Origin of the sequence: Aquimarina sediminis, assembly GCF_002895435.1 — a bacterium.
GTDB classification, from domain to species: domain Bacteria; phylum Bacteroidota; class Bacteroidia; order Flavobacteriales; family Flavobacteriaceae; genus Aquimarina; species Aquimarina sediminis.
On record NZ_POYJ01000007.1, the window covers coordinates 201977 to 224563 of the forward strand.

At 32.1% G+C, this 22587-nt stretch carries 4 protein-coding genes; all 4 read right to left on the minus strand.

The features are described 5' to 3' along the window. Positions 1–3 precede the first annotated feature (3 nt). Positions 4–14292 (minus strand): non-ribosomal peptide synthetase, encoded by a 14289-nt coding sequence (locus tag C1X07_RS16185; RefSeq protein WP_103071072.1) that lies wholly within the window; start codon positions 14290–14292, stop codon positions 4–6. Positions 14293–14616: 324 nt separating this feature from the next. Then, positions 14617–15558: a TauD/TfdA family dioxygenase gene (locus C1X07_RS16190; protein ID WP_103071073.1), complete on the minus strand. Its 942-nt coding sequence runs from the start codon at positions 15556–15558 to the stop codon at positions 14617–14619. A 339-nt stretch (positions 15559–15897) separates the two neighbouring features. Continuing rightward, on the minus strand, positions 15898–19302 hold the full coding sequence (locus tag C1X07_RS16195) for a non-ribosomal peptide synthetase (protein ID WP_103071074.1): 3405 nt from the start codon (positions 19300–19302) through the stop codon (positions 15898–15900). Positions 19303–19375: 73 nt separating this feature from the next. Then, the gene (locus C1X07_RS16200; protein WP_103071075.1) at positions 19376–22585 is read right to left on the minus strand and encodes a type I polyketide synthase; all 3210 of its coding nucleotides are present in this window, start codon (positions 22583–22585) and stop codon (positions 19376–19378) included. Positions 22586–22587 lie beyond the last annotated feature (2 nt).

Below are 22587 nucleotides of genomic sequence, written 5' to 3' on the forward strand. Positions count from 1 at the left end.
ATTTTAAAATTTTAGTTCGTTGATTTCCATGACCTCCTCATTTTCAATATCCTTTTCAAACAGTTTAGACTGCTCTTCAATAGTTCTATGATTAAAGAAATCCACAATATTTATTGCCGCATTAAACTTCTTTTCTAGCTTTTGTTTTAGTTTTACAACTAATAAAGAATCCCCTCCGATCCTAAAGAAATTATCCTGAACACCAATTACTTCAGTATTCAATACTTCTTTCCATATTGTAACTAATTCCTCTTCCAAGTCATTCCGAGGTGCTACATATTGTTCTGATAAAACTTGATTATTATCTACATCGGGGAAAGATTTTCTATTTACTTTACCACTTACAGTTAATGGAAATTCTTCCAAAACAATTAATCGACTTGGAAGCATGTAATCTGGCAAATGAGTCGATAAATAATCATATAATAAGTCTTCATTGTACCCTTCACTAGCTAGCAAATATCCAACCAAGAATTTCCGATCACTTTCTTCTCCTTTTACTAATACTACTGCATTTTCGACAAATTCAAAAGCCTTAATTCTATTTTCGATCTCTCCAAGTTCTATACGGTTACCTCTTATTTTCACTTGATCATCTATTCTTCCGATATATGCTATCTCTCCATTAGGAAGCCATTTTGCCAAATCCCCTGTACGATATATTTGCTCACCTTCATTAAATGGACTTGGAATAAATTTCTCTGTATTGAGTTCTGGTCTTTCTAAATATCCTTTTGCCACCTGAACTCCTTCTATCAACAATTCTCCGGGAACCCCTATAGGTCTTATCATCAGATTTTTATCTACTATATAAATCTTTGTATTTGCAACTGGTTTTCCAATAGTAACACCTTGTGTTTTGGTATCTACATTAGTTAAATTTATGGATGTAACGTCAATTGCCGCCTCGGTAGGTCCATACAAATTATGAATACTAACCCAAGGTAATTTCTTTTTAAACTCTTCTACAGTTTTACTTGATAAAGCTTCTCCGCTACATATTACGTGTCTCAAGCTTCTACAATAATCTGGTTGTAAACTTTCTAAAAATATAACTAACATTGATGGAACGAAGTGACAAATACTTATTTGATTTTCTTTTATCAATTGCTGCAAGTATTCTGGATCTTTATGTCCATCAGGTCTTGCGAATACAAGTTTACACCCAGAGATTGAAGGCATTAATAATTCCCATACAGAAACATCAAATGTATAAGGAGTTTTCTGTAAAATAATATCGTTCTCAGTAATTGTTAAATCATTACACATCCATAGTAACCTATTATATAATCCTGCATGAGAATTAACTACTCCTTTAGGGTATCCTGTAGATCCCGAGGTATATATCGCATAGGCAATATCAAACTCATTTACTTTTACATCCGGTTTGTTTTTACTATAATTTTTTTTCTCTAATTGAAAATTTGTTATAAAACCTATATCTACCAGAACCTTGTAGGCACTATCTTCTTTTATATATTTTACACGTTCATCGGGATATTTCATATCTAAAGGAACATATCCCGCTCCTGCTTTTAAGATTCCTAAGATTGCTATTAACATTTCTAGGCTTCTATCCATTTGTATTCCTATCAAATCATTTTTTTTAACCTTATACTTTTCTATAAGATAATGTGCCAGTTGGTTAGATTGTTCATTAAGTTCTTTGTAGCTTATCGTAGTTTCTTCAAAAACCGCTGCAATTACTTCCTTATCATTCTTTACAGAAGAAGCGAACTTATCCAATACCGTAATTTCATTACCATAGCTTATACTAGTCTCATTGAACTTGGACAGTAAGTTTAATTCTTCTTCGAAAAGAAAAGTTGTTTCCTTGACTTTTGTTTCAGGATGCTCTAAGTAAGTTGATAAAATATTTTTGACATACTTACTAATTCTATTTAAAGTAATATCATTCTTTAAGTCTCTTTTTAATTTGTATTTCAGACTTAAAGAATTCCTACTTACATTAGCTATTAAATCAAGCGCGGTATTAGTTGCTTCAAAAGACTGGTTACTTATCTCTTCTTTTTGGGATTTATTGTAGCTTATATCATTTTCCAATTTTAATGAATCGTACACATGAAAATTGACATAATTAAATATCACATCAAAAAACGGCGATCCTCCTATCGTTTCCTCATTATTTAGCTTAGAAATTTCATAGAGCGTTAATCTCTCATTTTTTTTGATCCTTGTTAAGTTATCTTCTGTTTTTTTAAAATAGTCTGACCACGAAAAAAGCAGAGCGTTATCTAATCTATTTCTAACCGGAATTGTATTTAAAAAACATCCTAATAACTTTTCTCCATCTTCAATTACGGGTCTATTATTAGTAACCATCCCAACTACAAAATCATTTTCATAATTGATTATATTCAATGCATAGACAAATGCACCGTACAATACGGATTTAAGGGTTATTTTATCTTTTTTGCATTGACTTTCTAATTTGTATTTATAATCAAAATCATAGGTGTCAATTAATATTTGATTTTCGTCAACATCATTGAAAATATCGAGTTTTTTGTAATCTATTAACTCAGTTTTCCAAAAACCAGCTATTTCAACATCCCTTTTATCATATAATTCTTCTATTATTGCATCTCTGTTTTTTGCTTTAAGTTTCTCCACATTTAAAACAGTTTTCTGTTCTAATTGTTTATAAATCTGGAACAATTCAGTGTTTAAAGAAGCTATACTCCATCCATCTAAGATGGCATGATGAAATTGAAATAGAAATATACTGGCAGTATTATTTATTTCAAAAAGACTAATTCTCCATAACAATCCAGAATTTAAATCAAATGGATTATTACGTTCGGATAGCATGTACTCACTTATATATTCACTTTTTTCTTTTGTTGGTAATTCTTTTATATCCTTATAATCAATATCGAAATCTATTTCCTTTTTCACGATCTGTACTGGATCATTATAGTTCACTATATCTAACTGTGTTCTTAGCGTAACATGTTTCTCAATTAAAATTGAGAATGCCCTCTTAAACTTCTTTTTATCGACCAGAGGAATTTGATACATAAATTGATCGTGATAGACTCCTTGCTGTAAATTTAATCCTGATAAAACAACCATCCCTTTTTGAATGTCACTCATGGGGTATACATCTTCTATGTCCTGAAAGTTATCCATCTCTTCCAGTACACTTTGTCTGAGTTCTTTGATATTTTGTTCAATTTCGTCTTTTATTTTTTGTTGTCTATCAAAGTTTTGAAGCTCTTTTTCTATAGTCTGAGATAAGGATTCTATAGTATTAAATTCATACAACTGACCTATTGTAAGTTTTTGATTGTACTTTTTATTTAAGCTACTAATCAAGCGAATAGAAAGGATAGAATCACCTCCTATTCTGAAAAAATTATCTCTAACACTAATATTTTCATTATTCAATATTTCTTTCCATATTTCAACTAACTCTTCCTCTAGGTCATTTTTTGGAGCTATATATTGTTCTGTTAATTTTTGATGATCATTCAAAACCTGTAATTCTTTTCTATTGATCTTTCCACTTGTGGTTAGTGGGAACTCATCCAATACTGTTATACGACTTGGAATCATGTATTCTGGCAAATGATTTTTTAAATAGCCGTACAAATTATCCTCTGTATAATCTCCTTTTTGGATAACATATGCTATCAGGTATTTATGAGTGTTTTCTGATTCTTTGACTAAAACAGCAACATTTTCTACTAAACCAGAGGACTGGATTTTGGCTTCAATTTCACCAAGTTCAATACGATTACCTCGTATTTTTACCTGGTTATCTAATCTACCCAAGTATTTAATCTCTCCATTAGGAAGCCAAGAAGCTAAATCTCCTGTTCGATAAGTACGTTCCCCTTGTTTAAAAGGGCTTGAAATAAATTTCTCTTCATTAAGTTCTAGACGATTCAAATATCCTTTGGCAACTTGTACTCCTTCTATAAGTAATTCTCCAGGAACTCCAACCGGTTGCAGAGTTAAGTGTTTGTCTACAATATAGATCTTAGTATTAGCTACAGGTTTTCCTATATTTACTCCATGTGTTTTTGTATCTATATCAGTTAAGTCAATTGCAGTAACATCTATGGCTGCCTCTGTAGGACCATATAGATTATGGATTCGAGTCCAAGGTAATTTACTTTTAAAATCTTCTACCAAACTACTTGGCAATGCTTCTCCACTACAAATTACATGGCGTAAACTTCTACAATTTTTTGGTTGTAAATTTTCAAGAAATATACCCAACATAGATGGCACAAAATGTATAATACTTATTTGATTTTCTTTGATTACCTGTTGAAGATATTTAGGGTCTTTATGACCTTCAGGTTTTGCAAATACTAAGTTACAACCTGTGACCATGGGTAATAACAGTTCCCAAACGGAAACATCAAAAGTATAAGGTGTTTTTTGTAAAATTATGTCTTCATCCGTTACTCCCAAATATTCATACATCCATGATAATCTATTATAGATTCCTTCATGTGAATTAAGCACCCCTTTAGGTTGTCCTGTAGAACCTGAAGTATATATCCCATAAGCTAACCCTGAAAGACTGTCTCGTATTTCTATTTCTGGTTTACTGTATGAATTTTGCTTTGTTTTAAAATCATTAATAAAGTCTTGATCTATACAAACGCGATATTTACTATCTTCTTGAATGAATCGTATGCGGTCATAAGGATATTGTGTATCTATAGGAATATAGGCTCCTCCGGTTTTTAGCACAGCTAAGATACTAATGATCATCCACTCACTTCGATCTAGCTTAATAGCAATAAAATCATTTGGCAAAATTTGATGATTACATATCAGGGCATCTGCCAGTTGATCTGAATACTCATCTACCTCCTTAAATGTCAAATTTTTACCACCATACATTACTGCTATATCATTAGGTTTTCTTGAAACTTGTTCTTTAAATAAGCCTATAACAGTTAAGTTTTCTCGGTAATACTTTTTAGTATCATTAAACTCTAAAACAATTTGAGTTCTTTCATTTTTAGTCAAGCAAGAAACTTGTTCCAGTGTTATTTGTGCATTGCTTATGAATGTTGACATTAGGTTTTCAAAATGGTCTCGTATTTGTGTTATATCTTTTTGCATATATACTTGACTATTATATCTAAACTTAACATCTAAACTTGCTTTTCCCGGACCCACCAAAATATCGAAATCATAGTGTGTTTCTATAAGGTTTTGTCCGGATAATACAGAGATTTGCCCATCTATATTATTTGTTTCAACAAAGTTTTCATCTAATTCATTTACTGCGTAATTTTCAAACACATAAATATGATCAAATAGTTCATTTCCGAGCAGGTTATCTGATTGTATCTCTGATAGACTTAGATAATGATGATCTAAACTTGCTATAGATCCTTGCTGTTGTTTTTCTAATAACTCTGAAAACTTCATGTTTCCAGTATACTTAACACGTACTGGCACAGTATTAATAAACAGCCCTACCATATCTTCTACCCCCTGTATTTCTGACGGGCGACCTGATACAACCACTCCAAACACTACATCTTGCTTATTATTATATTTAGAAAGTAAATACCCCCATACCGTTTGTATAAAAGTATTTTCTGTTACATTGTACTGAGCACATATCGCTCTCAGTTTATCCAATTGATTAGATTCAATTTTAAGAACCTCCTCCATTGCCTGATAATCTTGTTCAGTACCTTTCAAATTTTTAAATGGTACTATGGCTTTTTCGTTATAATCTGACAGATAATTTTTCCAATACAAAGTATTTGATGTTTTATCTATGTTACTTAACCACTTAATATATGATGAATATGGGGTAATTTCAGGAAGAGATAATGGTGTATTACTCTCTATAGACATTAGTATCTGATAAAACTCATTGATTAGTATGCTTCCGCACCATCCATCCATCAAAATATGATGGTAACTCCAGATAAATTCATAAACTCCACCTCCTAAATCAAGTACACCTAAGCGTATTAAAGAATTCTGTTCAACTTCGAAGCCATGTCCCCGATCTTTTTCTTTATAATAGGAAACCTGCAATTCCTGATCTTCTTTTGATATTACAGAAGAAAGGTCTTCAAATCTATAGGTATGGATGAAATTTTTACGAACAATTTGTAGTAGTTTCCCATATCTTGTAGTAAAACCGGTTCTTAGAACTGAATGACGCTTAACAAGCAATTCATAACTTTTTTGTACATTATCGAGGTTAATTTTCGGCATACTCAAGCGATAGCTACGTTGTGTACAATAAGTTGTTTTATCCTTACCTGAAATCCAATGATAAAAAAGACCTTCCTGAAGAGGGGATAGTTCGTATACATCCTCTATATTATTATCCCTGTTAAGTTCTAACAATTCTGATACGCTCAACTCTTTATAAGTAAGATCACTTGGAGTTATATATGTTTCTGTACATTGGCTCAATTGTTGAACCATTTCTGTTAATACAGTTTTGTATGTTTGTGTTAAGTCAGAAACTTGTTCTCCTTCATATACCAAATCATTATATGTTAGATTCATTTCTAACATCCCATTAACAAGCATTCCCGAAACCCTTAATCTTTTACCTAGGTTATCATTCTCTTTTGAAGATTCAGCTCCTCTGTATTCTTTAGAATGGACAAAAGATTTTCTACTATTATCTCCTTCTTCTTTTGATATATTACCAAAATCCCCTAAAAAATTAAAAAGAACACTGGTTATCAACTCTTTGTCTAATTCATTATTCAAGTAACGCAAGATCCCGTACCCTACACCTTTATTAGGAAGCCTTCTCAAAGATTCTTTTACTTTTATTAGTGCAGTTGAATAATCCAAAAACTCATTCCCGACATCCAAAACAAAAGGGTAAATACTCGTAAACCAACCTACTGTTCTGGTTACATCTACTCCATCTATAATTCCTTCTCGACCATGTCCTTCTAAATCCAAAATGACCTTGTTTTCTTTAAACACCTTTTGGATACTTATTCCCAATGCTGCTAATAAAAGATCATTAATCTCTGTATTATATACCCGATGTGTTCTGGTCTGTAAAAGTTCAACTATATCTTGATCTAAAGAAAAATAAGTGTTTTTAATATTACCATTACTCAGATCTATCAAATCTGTTTCTTTATAAATAGGGGAAACCTCTTTGGATAATATATTTTTCCAATATTCCTTTTCTTTATGTAATTCTTCGCTTGAAGCATATTCTTGGAGCAATGCAGCCCATCGCTGGTAGGAATCTGTCTTTTGAGGTAACGATATTTTTATTTGTTTTTCCAGACTCTCATATATATTTTCTAAATCCTCTAGTAATATTCTCCAAGAAACACCATCAACCACTAAGTGATGTATGATCAATATGAAACAATCCTTGGTTTTGAGTTTAAACAAGGCCGCCTTTACCAGGGGACCTTTCTCAATATTTATACTAGATTGCAATGCACTACATAAAACTGTCATCTCTGATTGGTAATTATCTGAATCAGATAAATCATGTAAATCGAGTGAATGCCCTTTATAGGTCTCTTCTTGATTTTCTTGAGACCAAACTCCCTTTTCATAGGTATACATCATTCTTAAAGCATCGTGATGCTTTATTAAAAGTTCCAAGCTTTTATTCATCAAAGAGAAATCGATGGATGCAACTCTTTCCAGCATCACAGATTGATTATAATGTGATTTATTCTTAAGTAAATCAGAAGATAAAAAATAAGATTGAATAGGTAGCAGTGATACCCTTCCATTTACCGATGATTGGTTTATTATCCGTTCTATTTGAGTTAAATCGGGAGCTAACTTTGATACAATTGGAGTTTTCATTAACTGACCTACTTTCAACCCATAGCCACGTTGTTTTAAGCGAGATACAATTAATATACTTTTTATAGAATCGCCCCCTAGGTCATAAAAATTATCATTAATCCCAATATTCTCACGCTTTAATACAGATTCCCATATTTCGATTAAAACTTGTTCTTTTTCATTTCGAGGTGCCAAATACTGCTTCTCTGTAGATAATTTCATTGTTGGATCCGGCAATGCTTTCAAATCAATTTTACCATTGGCCGTTAATGGAAATTCCTCTATAAGTACAAAATAAGTTGGAATCATGTAAGAAGGTAAATAATCCCCAAGATAAGTCCTTAGGGCTGATGGTTCTATAGTACCTGAACCTCTATAATATGCAACCAATTCTTTATCTTCAGAATCGAATTCTTTAGCCAACACCCTAACTTCATCTATTTTTTCATTAGACAGTAAAGAGCTTTCTATAGCTCCTAATTCTACTCGATTACCTCTTATTTTTACCTGATTATCTATCCTGCCAATGAACTCAATATTTCCATCTTTCAACATTCTCACCAAGTCACCTGTTCTGTACAGCCTTTCCTTTTTCTTTGTAAAAGGGTTTTGAATGAATTGTTGTTGGGTTAATTTTGATTGATTAAGATATCCTTTAGCAACACCTTTACCCCCAATTAGTAGCTCCCCAGGAATTCCAATAGGACAAGGTTTCATTTGTTTATCAACAATATATACTGAGGTTTGAGAAAATGGTCTGCCAATAGGAATATTAATATAGGGTATATTAGTATTGATTTGAAACAAAAGTTTACCAATAGTTGTTTCAGTAGGACCATAATGATTTACTATTGCCATTTTAGGTTTCTGTTGCATTATCCTATTTACTATATCAACAGACAACTTATCTCCTCCAAAAATAATCATATGATTAGGCAATAAGCAATTATCTCCATTCGTTAAAGCTTGCCAGTGACTTGGCACAATTTTTATACAATCGATCTCATGCTTAATAAAATACTCATGAATTTCTTCTGAGTTTCTTAAAGCCTCTTTTTGAGGTAGATAAAGAGCTCCTCCAGAAAGTAATGCTCCATAGACAACAGTATTCCCAAGGTCTGTAGCAATATTAGACATTAAAGCAAATCTCTTAGAGGTTCTTATATCGATGCTTTCAAATAGCCCTATAACATAATCTATCAAATTAGCATGAGTAATCATAACTCCCTTAGGTTGACCTGTAGAACCTGAAGTATACATAACATATGCTACAGTATCTTGTTTGATCGTTGGCAATCCAAAGATTTCTGTACTATTTTTAAGTGACTCCCATATACCGTTAACCGCAAATTTATCTACATCATAATTCTTAGTTTTTTCCTGATCTTCTGAAAGGGTAACCAAAACTTTCATCTTCGTATTATCAATCTGATATTGTATCCTTTGGTTAGGCAATTCTGGGTCAATAGGCACATAAGCAGCACCCGTTTTAAGAATTGCCAAAATTGAGATTATGGACCAATCAGAAGTAGGCATTAACAGACCTATAAGGTCATTTGGTAAAATACCATAATTTTTTATTAGATAATAAGCTAACTTAGTAGAGTATTCATCTAGTTCCTGATATGTTAGTTCTATATTTTCAAAAACTAGAGCTCTAGAATTAGGGGTTACTTCTACTTGCTCTTTAAACAAATCTATAATTGTTTTTTCATTAAAATCTAACGAGTTTTCAGTACCTTCATACACCAATTTGGATTGTTCAGAGCACTCCAAATAATTTAAATCTTTAATTTGAGTGTTGCTTTCTTTTAATATTTCTCTGATTAGTGCCTGATAATGATTTATCAACCCTTCTATTAAATCATTATCATATATATCAGTATTGTACGTTACCCTTATTCCTATATGATCCCCTATTTCTTCAAAAACCAGTAAAATATCAAATTTAGCCTTAGTAGCTCCATAATCTTTTACAACGCCAATTTCATCCTTTGGTATGATTGATTTTTCATCTGCATCACTGGTATTTTGTAATACGACTCTAATACCAAATAAATCATTTTTACTTACACCTTCTTCCTTTTCTAATTCCTCAATCATTCTATCAAATGGATACATTTGATGTGTATAAGCTTCTAATAAATCTTGTTTTATTTGTTCATAAAATTCATCAAATGAAATAGAACTTTTCACATTACTTTTTAACGGCAAAGTGTTGATATAAAACCCAATTTGGTCTTTTAAGTCTGAATGTTCCCGCCCTGCTATCGGGCTACTTAGTACAATATCTTCCTGCCCCGTGTACCTGAATAATAATACTTTTAGAGAGGACAATAGAAACATGAATAAGGTTCCTCCTTTGTCTTGTACATATTTATGTACTTTATTAGTATCTTCTTTAGCCATATATGTACTTAAGAGCTTTCCGTTATACGTTTTTAAAGAAGGTCGCTGTCTATATGGTGATAGATTCAATACAGGCAAATCCCCTCGGAACTTGTCTAACCAATATTTTCTATGAGTTTTATACGTTTCTGTTTTTAATTGGGATAATTGCCATGCGGCATAATCTTTATATTGTATCCGTAAATCTGGCAAATCTAATATTGTTCCTTTGGTAAAGTGATTATAATACTCTATTATATCTCGGGATAATATATCCATTGACCAACCATCACTAATTATATGATGCATATTGTAATACAGGACGCACTCTGAATTAGATATTTGCAAAAGGCTCACACGTAGTAAAGGACCATTTTGAAGGTCAAATGGCTTATATGAATCTTCTTCAATATAATTTAAGGCAAGTATTTCTGGTTTTTTTTCCTGGTGATAGTCTTCATAGCCAAAATCAAAACCTAGTTCTGATAATTCCAAAACAACCTGACGAACCTCACCACTAGTATCTTCCTGAAAAACTGTTCGTAAGATTTCGTGACGTTCTATTACACTTTTAATAGCCCGTTTGAAATTTTGAACATCATAATTCCCTTCTAGTTTAATGGAATATGGCATATTATATACCTCTGAACCTCCTTCTAACTGGCTTATCATCCATAATTTTCTTTGAGCATCAGAGATAGCATAGTTAGTTTGTTTTGAAACCTTCTCTATTAAAGTATGCTCTTCCTTATTTCCCTCTGTAATAAGTTCCACATGAGACTCTAAAGTTGTATTCAAAAATATGGTGGTAATTGACAACTTTACGTCAAATGTTTTATGATACTGGCTAATAAGTCGAATTGCTTTTAAACTATCTCCTCCTAAATCATAAAAATTATCTTTAACACTGATTTTTTCTATCTTAAGGATTTGCTTCCATACTTTAGCTATAGCTTTTTGTAAAACTGTTGTTGGAGGTACATAGAAGCTTTTTTCTTTATTTGCGCTATTGGGTTTTGGTAATTTTTTTCGATCTATTTTTCCATTACTATTCAAAGGGAGATCCTCCATGTACACGTAATAAGATGGTATCATGTAATTGGGCATCTTTGTTTGTAGATAAGCCTTTAATTCATCCTTATCATAATTATCGTTTTTTACCAGATAAGCGCATAATTGATTTTGATTATCCTGATCTTTTACTATATCTACTATACTATCTTTGAGTCCATTATACTTGGACAGAGCACTCTCTATTTCTCCTAGCTCAACTCTAAACCCTCTAATCTTAACTTGATTATCCTTTCTACCAATAAACTGCATATTACCGTTAGGCATCCAACGCCCAGAATCTCCCGTCTTATACATTCTACCTCCTAATCGGTCGTTAAATGGATCTTTTACAAATGCTGCATTGGTTTTTTCAGAATCATTATCATAACCTCTGGCAACTCCAACTCCTCCAATAAATAATTCCCCAGTCACTCCAGTAGGAACAGGTTGCAAATTACCATCTAAAATGTAAAAGAAATTGTTTGTAATCGGTTTTCCATAAGGAATACTATTCCAACCTTCTTCTACCTTGTTTACAGGATAATAGTTGGACCAAATTGTACCTTCTGTAGCTCCTCCTAAACTAATGATTTCGGCTTTCGGAAAAAACTGTTTTGCCCTATCCGGTAATGAGACAGGAATCCAATCACCACTCATAAATACTAATCTCAAACTATTATTGATATAATCTTTATGATCAGCCGATAAGTTATCTACCAAGTAATTAAATGTCGTTGGAACAGAATCCCAGAAAGTAATATTTTCATTAGTTATTATTTTCTCCAAATTTGGAAAGTCCTCTTTGGTAGCTATGTAAACGCTTCCACCACTTACTAGCATTCCAAAAATATCATATACCGATAAATCAAAGCATACAGATGTTATACATAGAAGCCTATCGCTTTCATTAACAGAAAAAGTATCATTTACCCATCGAATCAGGTTGATTAAAGAAAAGTGCTCTACCATTACTCCTTTTGGGTTGCCCGTAGAACCCGAAGTATAAATGGTATAAGCCAACTGATCTGAAGCTATTTGCACCTTTGGATTTTCAAGGGATACATTTTCATCTGTTATGCTGGGTAACCCGATGAATTCTACAGAGGGCATTTTTTCTTCTAACGATTTACCCGAATCATCTGATAAAACAAAACTAACTTTGGAATTCTGAGCTATATAACACTGTCTTTCAACTGGATAATCAGGGTCAATTGGCACATAGCTCCCCCCAGATTTTAGGATTCCTAATAGGGCTATGACCATATCAAAACCTCTATTAAAAAGGACTCCTACATTAGTCTCAGAACCAATTCCTTTAATAATTAAATCATTAGCAATTGCATTAGCCCTATCATTTAGTTCTATATAGGTTACTATCTCTCCATTTTGCCTTAAAGCAATGTTATCAGGAGTTTTCAGGACTTGTTCTTCAAAAAAATCTATCCAGGTTTTATCTTTGGAATAGTTAACTATAGTATTATTATACTCGTATAGTAATACTTTTTTTTCAGACTCCGATATATATTGAATTTTGTTAATAGGACAGCTACTGTCTTTTACTATTTTTCTTACGATTGCCTTGTAATGTTTTATTAACCCGGTAATCATCTCATAATCATACACATCTGTATTGTATGTTAAGATTAATCGTAAATAACCTTCTATTTCTTCAAAATTAAACTCTATATCAAATTTTGCTTTTATCTCTCCATTATCTTCTATTAAACCGGTATCTACATTAACTCCATTCAATTTACTATCAGCTTCACTAGTATTTTGTAGTACAAGCATTATATCAAACAAAGCATTTCTACTAGCGTCTCTATTGAGGTTTAACTCTTCTATAACTTTGTCTATAGGGTACATTTGGTTTGAATAAGCTTCTAACAAGTCTTGTTTTACTTGTTGGAAAAACTTGTCAAATGAGTTATTCCCATTAATCTTATTTCTTAATGCTAATGTATTGAGGTAAAACCCAATTTGATTTTCTAGGTCAGAATGATCCCTACCTGCAACCGGAGTACCTATTACTATATCCTCCAGTCCAGTATATCTATGAAACAATACTTTTAAAGAGGATAACAAAAACATAAATAAGGTTCCTCCTTTTTCTTTGACATATGTTTTTACAGCCATTGTATCTTCATCATCTAACCAGGCGGTCAAATATCTCCCATTATATGTCTTTAAAGACGGGCGTTTTTTATAGTTTGGTAAATCCAAAACAGGTAAATCACCCGAAAGTTTATCAAACCAATATTTCTTATGGTTTGTATAAGTTTCATTTTCTAACTGATTCAACTGCCAAGTAGTATAATCCTTGTATTGTATTTTTAGTTTAGGAAGATCTAAGGTTACCCCATTAGCAAAATGTTTATAATAAGATATTACATCACGTGATAATACATTTATAGACCATCCATCACTGATGATGTGATGCATATTATAGTAGAAAACATACTCTCTATCTGTTAGTTGTAATAAACATACACGTATCAATGGACCATTTTCTAGATCAAAGGAAACATAGGAGTCATTTTTAATATATTCTTTCGCACATTTTTCCTGATTTTCTTTTTTTCGAAAATCTTTGTAAACAATATCAAAATCAGATTGTTCAATGACTAATTGTTGTAAAACTCCTTCTTGATTTTCTCTAAAAACTGTGCGTAAAATTTCATGACGTTCTATTACACTTCTAATTGCTTTCTTAAAATTAGGAATATCATAATCTCCTTCTAATTTTACAGAATATGGTAGATTATATGCTGCAGAACTTCCTTCAAACTGACTTAAAACCCACAGTCGATATTGAGCAGAGGAAACAGGATAAGCATTTTTTATGGCGGTAGCTTCTATCCCAAAATAATCCTTATTATTTCTTTCGGATAATAAAGCTATTATTTCACCCTTATTAGATTTTATTGTATCAGCGATCTCTTGAGTTAGTAAGCCTTGTTTAATATTAAGTTTTAATACTCCTTCTTCCAAATAAAGGTTAGCATCTAGTTTTTTTAATTCCTTAAATAAGTGTAAAATATTACTATTCATGAGTTGTTTGCTTTTTAATTGATAAATTTCTAGTAAAAAACACTGAGTATCTATTACTCATACCATGACTGTCTCTATAGAAAAACATTCATTTACAAGCAATTACACAACAGTTCTTAAGAGTGAAATAGTTTTAGGTTTTTGCTAAAAAATTAAATAGGTATGATTGGTATTGAACCTAGTATTCAGGATTGGTAAGTAAACTGGATTCGAAATTAAAATTGTTTTTTTTCAGACGATTCTTAGAAATAACTTATTGATAATTAAAGAACAATAGTTGAATTAATATTTGACCTCTAAAACTCCAGCTACTCTTATAGTTTATCAAACAGACATAGAAACCAAAATCTTACGTGAGCCTTCAAATGGAGTTCTTCCGTGCGCAGCAAGAATATTATCAATTAGCATCATGTCCCCTTGTTCCCACTTAAAAGTAACCATATTTTTTTCGGCTACAGATCGAATTTCTTCAAACATTGTTAACGGAATTTCCTCTCCATCACAGAAAGTTACATATTGAGGCATACTCATAGGATCATCTCCATATATTTCCATTAAAGCTTCATATACTTCTTTTGAATTTGTACTTGGATGAAATTGATCGGCCTGATTAAACCAGACTTCTTCATTAGAAACAGGGTGTTGGATCACTGCTTTTCTTTTTTGTGTAAGCCTAAGACCATCTTCGCTATCCCAGGCAAACAAAACATCGTTAGTTTTACAATAATTTTCAACTACCTCCTTTTGATTGGTTTCAAAAGTATCCTGCCATGAAGGTCCTGCTCCATATCCTCCATGCAAATTACGAATATATTCTACTCCTTTTTCTTTAAATGCACTTTTTGTCTCTTCGGAAAGATCGGATAAAATAGCTCTACTGTCAGCTACAACCGTACTTCCTCCTTTTACGGGTGCTATTTCACAACAAAAAAACAAATAGCTTGGCCATTGATTTCCATATGACATCTCATTATGTAATGAGATAAATTCTTCTGGAGGGTGCTCTGTTGAAGTATAAACTTTTCCATGTAGTTTTGTTCGTGGTGAATTTCCGTCAACATAATCCAAAGAGTTACCAGGAAATGCATTAACACACTCTTCAAGTTTTACCGCGTCATCGATTCCAAAAGATTTAAAAAGAACTGCTCCGTTTTCAATCAATATTTTTTTGATCTCCGAAGCTTTTGTCTGTAATAATTCAGGTAAAGATGTTATATCTGAAGAACTTTTATCCCATATAAATGGAAGGGTTGCTATTGATTCCATATTAGTATTTTTTATTTTTTATAAATGTTTTTTTGAATTTGAAATTCATTTCATGAAACTCTTATAACAATCTTGAAGAATAATATTTTTCAAGTTGTTATTTATAGAAATGTACTATCTGTTTATCTATTTTTTTGTGTTATTTATGCTAAAAAAAATAGCTTTTGATTTGTGGAACCTGGAAAAAAGGTCAATAGGTAATGAATTAGTCTTCTAATACCATTCTTAAAATTTTCTGGCTAGAATTCTATTGTTGTTTATTTTATATTAATACAAGCTAATCTTATAGTTAGATACTTACCCTATAGTTCTGATAAGCCTTTTTCTTTTTGTATTTAATTAAAAAGTAATTGTTTCGTTGTATTTGTTAGGTTTCTTTTCCTGAATTTCAAGCCAATCATAAGTACTTATCAATTCAGCATGTTTTTCAATAGTCGTTAAAACATATAGTTCTTTTAGTTTTATTTCGATATTAAAAAGTTTGTGATACAAGTTGACTAGTTTTATTAATTTTATACTATGCCCTCCTAGCTCAAAAAAGTTTTCATTTATACCAATTCTTTTTATTCCTAAAAGTTCCTGCCAAATCTCCACCAATTTAGTTTCCATTTCATCTCTGGGAGGTATGTATTCTTCTTGCTGGATAATTCCTTCTAACAAAGGCGAGGGTAATACATCTTTATTTATTTTTCCATTTGATGTCAATGGTATAGTATCTACTCTTATAAAAAAGTTTGGAATCATGTAAACTGGTAACACTGCTTCTAACCCCTTCCTAACCTCTTTCATATCCATTGATTCGTCATGACTCACGATATAAGCACATACATATTCTTCTTCTAATACTTTTTTTATAACTACTATTGCTTCTTCTATTTCTTCTAACTGAATCAAATTAGTAGCAATCTCTTCTAACTCTACTCTATACCCTCTTATTTTTATTTGTTTATCCTGTCGCCCCAAATATTCTAATGTTCCATCTTTTTTCCAAAACCCTAAATCACCTGTTTTGTATAGAAGCTCTTGAGGCTCTTTAGGATTAATAATAAAGCGTTTATTGGTTAAGTCGGTTAGATTCAAATATCCTTTTGCCAAATTATGACCGCCTATATAAACCTCACCTTTAACACCAATAGGAACAGGCATAAGATCGTCATCCAAAATACAAATGGTACTATTATGAATAGGTTTTCCTATTGAGGGTCTGTATGCTAAAGTTTCTTTTTCAACAGACATTGTATGACTTGTTACAACATGAGTTTCGGAAGGACCATAATGATTATGCAGAAGCACCTTGGGGTACTGTTCTAGAAAAGATTTTAAATTTCCTCTTACATATAATTGTTCACCACTTGTTACAATATGTTTTATACTATGCCCAGAAAAATCTGATATAGAGTGATGCTGAAAAAAGTTCACTAGTGCAGAATAAGGAAAAGATAATACTTCAATGGATTTTGAGAGAATAACATCTTTTAGAAGCCCATAGTTAAATCTTTCCTGCTCATTTGTTATATATATGCTGCCAGAAGAACATAAAGTACAAAATATGTCTTGAAGTGAAACATCAAAACTAAAAGAGGCATATTGTAAATACTTTAATCCGACATCTGTTCTACAATTATGAATATCCCACTGGATAAGGTTACTTAACATTTTATGTGTTTGTACCACCCCCTTAGGTTTCCCCATAGATCCTGATGTATAAATTACAAATGCTGCAGAGTCTAATTGACTATTATCGCTTTTTGAAGAAGGGTATTTCGACAAGATGTTTTCATCTATCAAAACAGATTGTGATTCTGCCTCTGATATGTAGGCATCTGTATCTTTATTAGTAATTACAATAGCTAAGTTAGCGTCTTCACATATATAGGATATACGTTGACTCGGATATTGATAATCTATGGGTACATATACGGCTCCAGCCTTTACAACTCCGATCATTGCAATTACACTATCAACCGAACGGGGTAGCATAACACCTACCATTTCTCCTTGACTTATGTTATACTCCTCTCTTAATAAATTTGCTAATTGATTACTTTTTTCCTCCAAATCACTGTAAGTCAATCTTGTATTCTGACATAATACCGCAATACTTTCTGGTGTCTTAGATACTTGTTCAGAAAATAGGTTAACCACCGTTTTTTGCTGTACATCAAAACCTGTATTATTAAATAATTTTAGAGTATCAAGGTCTTGAGCAGTAAGACAAGATATTTGATTAATTAGCTTTTCTGATTGATTAGGCAATTCTTGCAATAGGTTTATATAATGAGATATAAATTGAGTAATAAAACTAGCTTCATAAATATCAGAGTTGTACTCCAATTGCAATAATGCTCCATCAACATATTCTTCAAAGTTAAACAACAAGTCAAATTTACTAGACGTATTATATTCTATTTTTTCTTTTTCAAATACATCAGGAAACTTAAGCTCTACCCTATCACCTGTAGGGCTCTGATGCACAAACATCACGTCAAAAATAGCACTTCTTGAGGTATCTCTTTTTAGGTGTAAGTCGTCCACCAAAGCATCAAACGGATAGCGTTGATACTTATACGCATCTAATATTGTTTTCTTTACTAAAGTAAAAAACATATCAAATGTCATATTTTCTTTAATTTGACTTCTAATTGCCAATGTGTTGACATAAAAGCCTATTTGATCTTTAAGGTCTATATGATCCCTACCGGATATTGGTGTTCCTATGATTAAATCTCGTTGATTTGTATATTTAAGCATAAGTACTTTTAGAATAGCCATAAGCCCCATAAATAGAGTTCCTTCTTTTTCTGTAACATAGGCTCTCAATCTGTCTATCTGGGTATTGGAGATATAAATCGAATATTTATTGCCATTACTGGTTTTTACTTTAGGGCGTTCACCAGAACTAGATAACTCAAAAGCAGGTAAATCTCCTTTTAATTGTTCTATCCAATATTTCTTATTAGCATTATGAGCAATTGTATTGAGTTGTTGTTGTTGCCAAGAAGCATAATCCTTATATTGAATGTTTAACTCTGGTAGGGATATTGTTTCGTCTTTTTCATACGCATTATAAAACATTGAAGTATCCCTAGTTATTATTTCCATTGACCATGCATCACTAATAATATGATGTATATTAAAATAAAATACTGTTTTGTTTTCTGCTATTTTAATGAGTTTTACTCGTATCAAAGGTCCATCAACTAGGTTAAATGGCAAAAAATAATCTTCTTCTATATGTGATACTGCCCGTGTTTCGGAATCATTTTCGTTTGACAAATCCTTAAATTCTAATTGTACCTGAAATTCTTCTGAAGGTAAAACCCATTGCCTTACTTCTCCATTGTCATTTACTCTAAAAACGGTTCTAAGAATTTCATGGCGACCAACCACAGAAGTTATTGCTTTTTCAAATGCCGGAATATTATAATCAATATTAGAAATAGTATAAAATGGCATATTATACGCTACTGAACTCTCTCTTATTTGAGATAAAACCCACAATCTCATTTGAGAAGATGATAAAGGGTATCCATTATCGGATTCTGAAACCTTAGGAATAACTATCTGGTTATTATTAGAATTGGCTTCTTTCTTTAAATATTTTATAATATCCTTTTTATTTTCTTTTATTTTTGATACTAACTCAGGCGAAGGTTTTGCATTATCAAATTTTAACTTGATATCTTCTCCCTGTAATGAAATATAAACGTTATTTTCTCTTAATTCTTTGAGCAAGTTTTTCATTGGTCTGCATTTTAATTAACCAGCTAACTTCAGTAGAAGTACTTAAATCATTCTAATAAGTAATGGCTGGTTATCAAATTATTAATTCATTTGACAATTGATCTTCACTACTTAACCATTGTTTCTCTTCAATTATAAGAGCTAAATCCTTAATCGTACTATTTGACAAAACATCTACAATTGTCAACTCAACATTTATCTCTTTCATAATTTCATTAATCAACTGAGTAGCCAATAAAGAATTACCTCCGACTTCAAAATAATTATCTAAAACACCTACTGGGTGATATCCCAAAATACCACTCCAATGCTTAGCAATACTTTTCTCAATATCTGTTTCGGGTTCTACAAAAACATTATTAACATTTCTTTTGTTACTTAACTCTATACCATTTGGCAATGAATCATTCTCCTTATGGAATGAAATGTTATCATATAATACTTCAATCGTATCATGTACTTCTTCATCTTCTATATGAAACAGTTTTTTGATGTCATTTAAATATCGCGTATGTAAATCGTTTAAATTACTTAATAACTCAACCGAAACTTTATTCTTGTCAGCGATTACAACTTCAATAGAAGACCTTAACCTGTCACTTAAGTATTTATCATTTGTATGATGGTAAGATTCTGTTATTTCTTTGAAATCATTATATTCAATATTGACTTTAGGCTTCCAGAAATAATTCTTGGAAAAAGCATAACCTGGTAAGGAAATTCTTTTTCCCTCATGTGTTTGAGGTGCATCAAATACCAATCCTTTTATATAAAGAAGTGCCTTTTTTTCATAAAAATTATTTAATGAATCATTTTTGGTTGACGTCCTTGGGAGCAGACTAACTGTACTTACTTGTTGGTCAAAAATTGCTTTGACAAAAGAAGACAGACCATTGCCCGGTCCAACCTCGATAAAAGTTGGATTTGATACATAATCAGTTATATCCTTAGCCGCATCCAAAAATTTTACAGGGTGTACTATCTGATCTAGCCAGTATTGCTTTGAACAAAATAATTTTGGATCAACCAAGCTCCCTGTGCATGTTGAGAATATTTTAGTACTAAAATACTTAAAATCGATCTCTGATAAGATTTTTTCATAGTCATCTAATACATCACTCATCATTTGGGTATGGTATGCATGCGATACTTTTAATGCTCTATATTTGATATTATTTATTTCAAATAACATGCTTTGTTGTCGAATATCTTCTTCTGTACCACCAACAACAATATTATCATGAGTATTAAATACGCTAATAGATATTGTATCTAATAGGAAAGAATCAAGTTCACTTTGTGCCGATTGAACCAAAAGCATAGCTCCTTTTGGCATTGCCCCCATTAGCCTTCCACGGTGATAAACCAATTTTAAAGCATCTTCTAACGAAATACAGCCAACCACGCAAGCGGCTACATATTCTCCTAAACTATGACCAATAATAGCTTTTGGCGTAATGCCAGACTTTAATAATTCTTTAGCCAAGCAATATTCAACTATAAACAATGATACTTGTGTATTCTCTGTTTTATTTAGCATTTCACTATTATCAGAGAAAACTATTTTTTTAAAATCAACCTGATATAATGATTTCAAGTATTCAAAACAATAGTCCATATCTTTTCTAATAGCCTCATGATTATGATATAAATCATTAGCCATATTTGGATATTGACTCCCCTGCCCTGGAAACAGAAATACTCCTTCAGATATTTCACCATATCCTTGATAACATTTTTCATTTTGACCTCCAACTAATTGAGCTATCAATTCTTCCTTATCATTACACACTGCGCTGAATCGGTGAGGCATAGTCTTTCTTCCGTATATATTTGTATATTCAACATCTTCTAGTAATATCTCCTGGTTTTTACGTATATGTTCTGCCAACTGTTGTTTTTGTATACTCAGGTTGTTTTGATTTAATGCAGACAAGGCTATCACAAACGGTCTTTTACACGTTTTTTGTTTGATTATTTGCGGAGGTTCCTCTACTATGATATGTACATTAGTTCCTCCTACTCCTAAAGAACTAACCCCTGCTCTGCGAATATCAAAGTGATCCGACCAAGGCATATGGGTTTGACTTACATAAAAAGGAGAAGACTCTAATTGGAGTGTAGGATTTGGTTTTGAAAAATTAATACTAGGTACAAAAGCACCTTTATTAACACATAATGCTGCTTTGATGATTGAAGCTATTCCTGCTGCTGCATCCAAGTGTCCTATATTACTTTTTACAGACCCTATAGCACAATATTGGTTCTTTTTGGTATATTGACGAAATGCTTCTGAAAGTGCTGATACTTCTATAGGGTCACCTATTAAAGTTCCTGTTCCGTGAGCTTCTATCATACCAATAGTTTCTGGGTGAATATCTGCTACTGCCATAGCTTCGAGAATAACATCTCTCTGAAGGTTTACACTTGGAGTTGTATATCCTTGTTTGTTTCCTCCATCATTATTAGTTGCTGTGCCTTTGATTAGTGCGTAGATATTATCTTTATCTTTGATTGCATCGGTTGCTCTTTTGAGAACAATGGTCCCTACTCCATCACCAGTAACTGTACCACTTGCTTCACTATCAAAAGGGCGACAAGTACCATCTTTTGAATATATAGATTCTGGCACATGCATATAACCTATACCTTGATCTGAGTCAAAACATACTCCTCCTGCCAAAGCCATATCACATTCATAATTCAATAAACTTTGACACGCCAAATGTACAGCTAGCAATGAAGTTGAACAGGCAGTTTGAAGGCTCATGGCTGGTCCTGTTAAATTAAGTTTATACGAAATCCACGTTGCCAAAAAATCTTTTTCATTCAAAATCCTATATAATAAAGGGTCTGTTAGCTCTTTTTTAGAATTTGTGTTCAAAGTGCGCAACAAATATGAGTTGGTCGACATTCCACAAAAATTGCCTATTGATAGATCTAGGCGGCTTACATCATATCCCGCATCTTCAATTGCATGCCAGCTTGTTTGCAATAACAGCCGAATTTGAGGATCCATAATTAAGGCTTCTGAATTTGATAGCCCAAAGAAATCTGCATCAAAATATTTGGCATCTTCAAGCCTTGAACTTGCATTAACAAAACGTTTATGGTTCAAAACATCCATTGAAATTCCAGAAGCATGAATTTTCTCTTCATCAGCTTTGCAAATACTATTTACACCATTAACGAGATTTTGCCAATATTCATCTATATTTTCTGCTTTAGGGAAACGGCCAGCCATTCCTATTATAGCAATATCATTTTCAGAAACTTGTTTCATTT

Coding starts and splice junctions, on each gene's coding strand:
- C1X07_RS16185 (WP_103071072.1), bottom strand. CDS start 14,292: ATGAATAGTAATATTTTACACTTATTTAAGGAATTAAAAAAACTAGAT.
- C1X07_RS16190 (WP_103071073.1), bottom strand. CDS start 15,558: ATGGAATCAATAGCAACCCTTCCATTTATATGGGATAAAAGTTCTTCA.
- C1X07_RS16195 (WP_103071074.1), bottom strand. CDS start 19,302: ATGAAAAACTTGCTCAAAGAATTAAGAGAAAATAACGTTTATATTTCA.
- C1X07_RS16200 (WP_103071075.1), bottom strand. CDS start 22,585: ATGAAACAAGTTTCTGAAAATGATATTGCTATAATAGGAATGGCTGGC.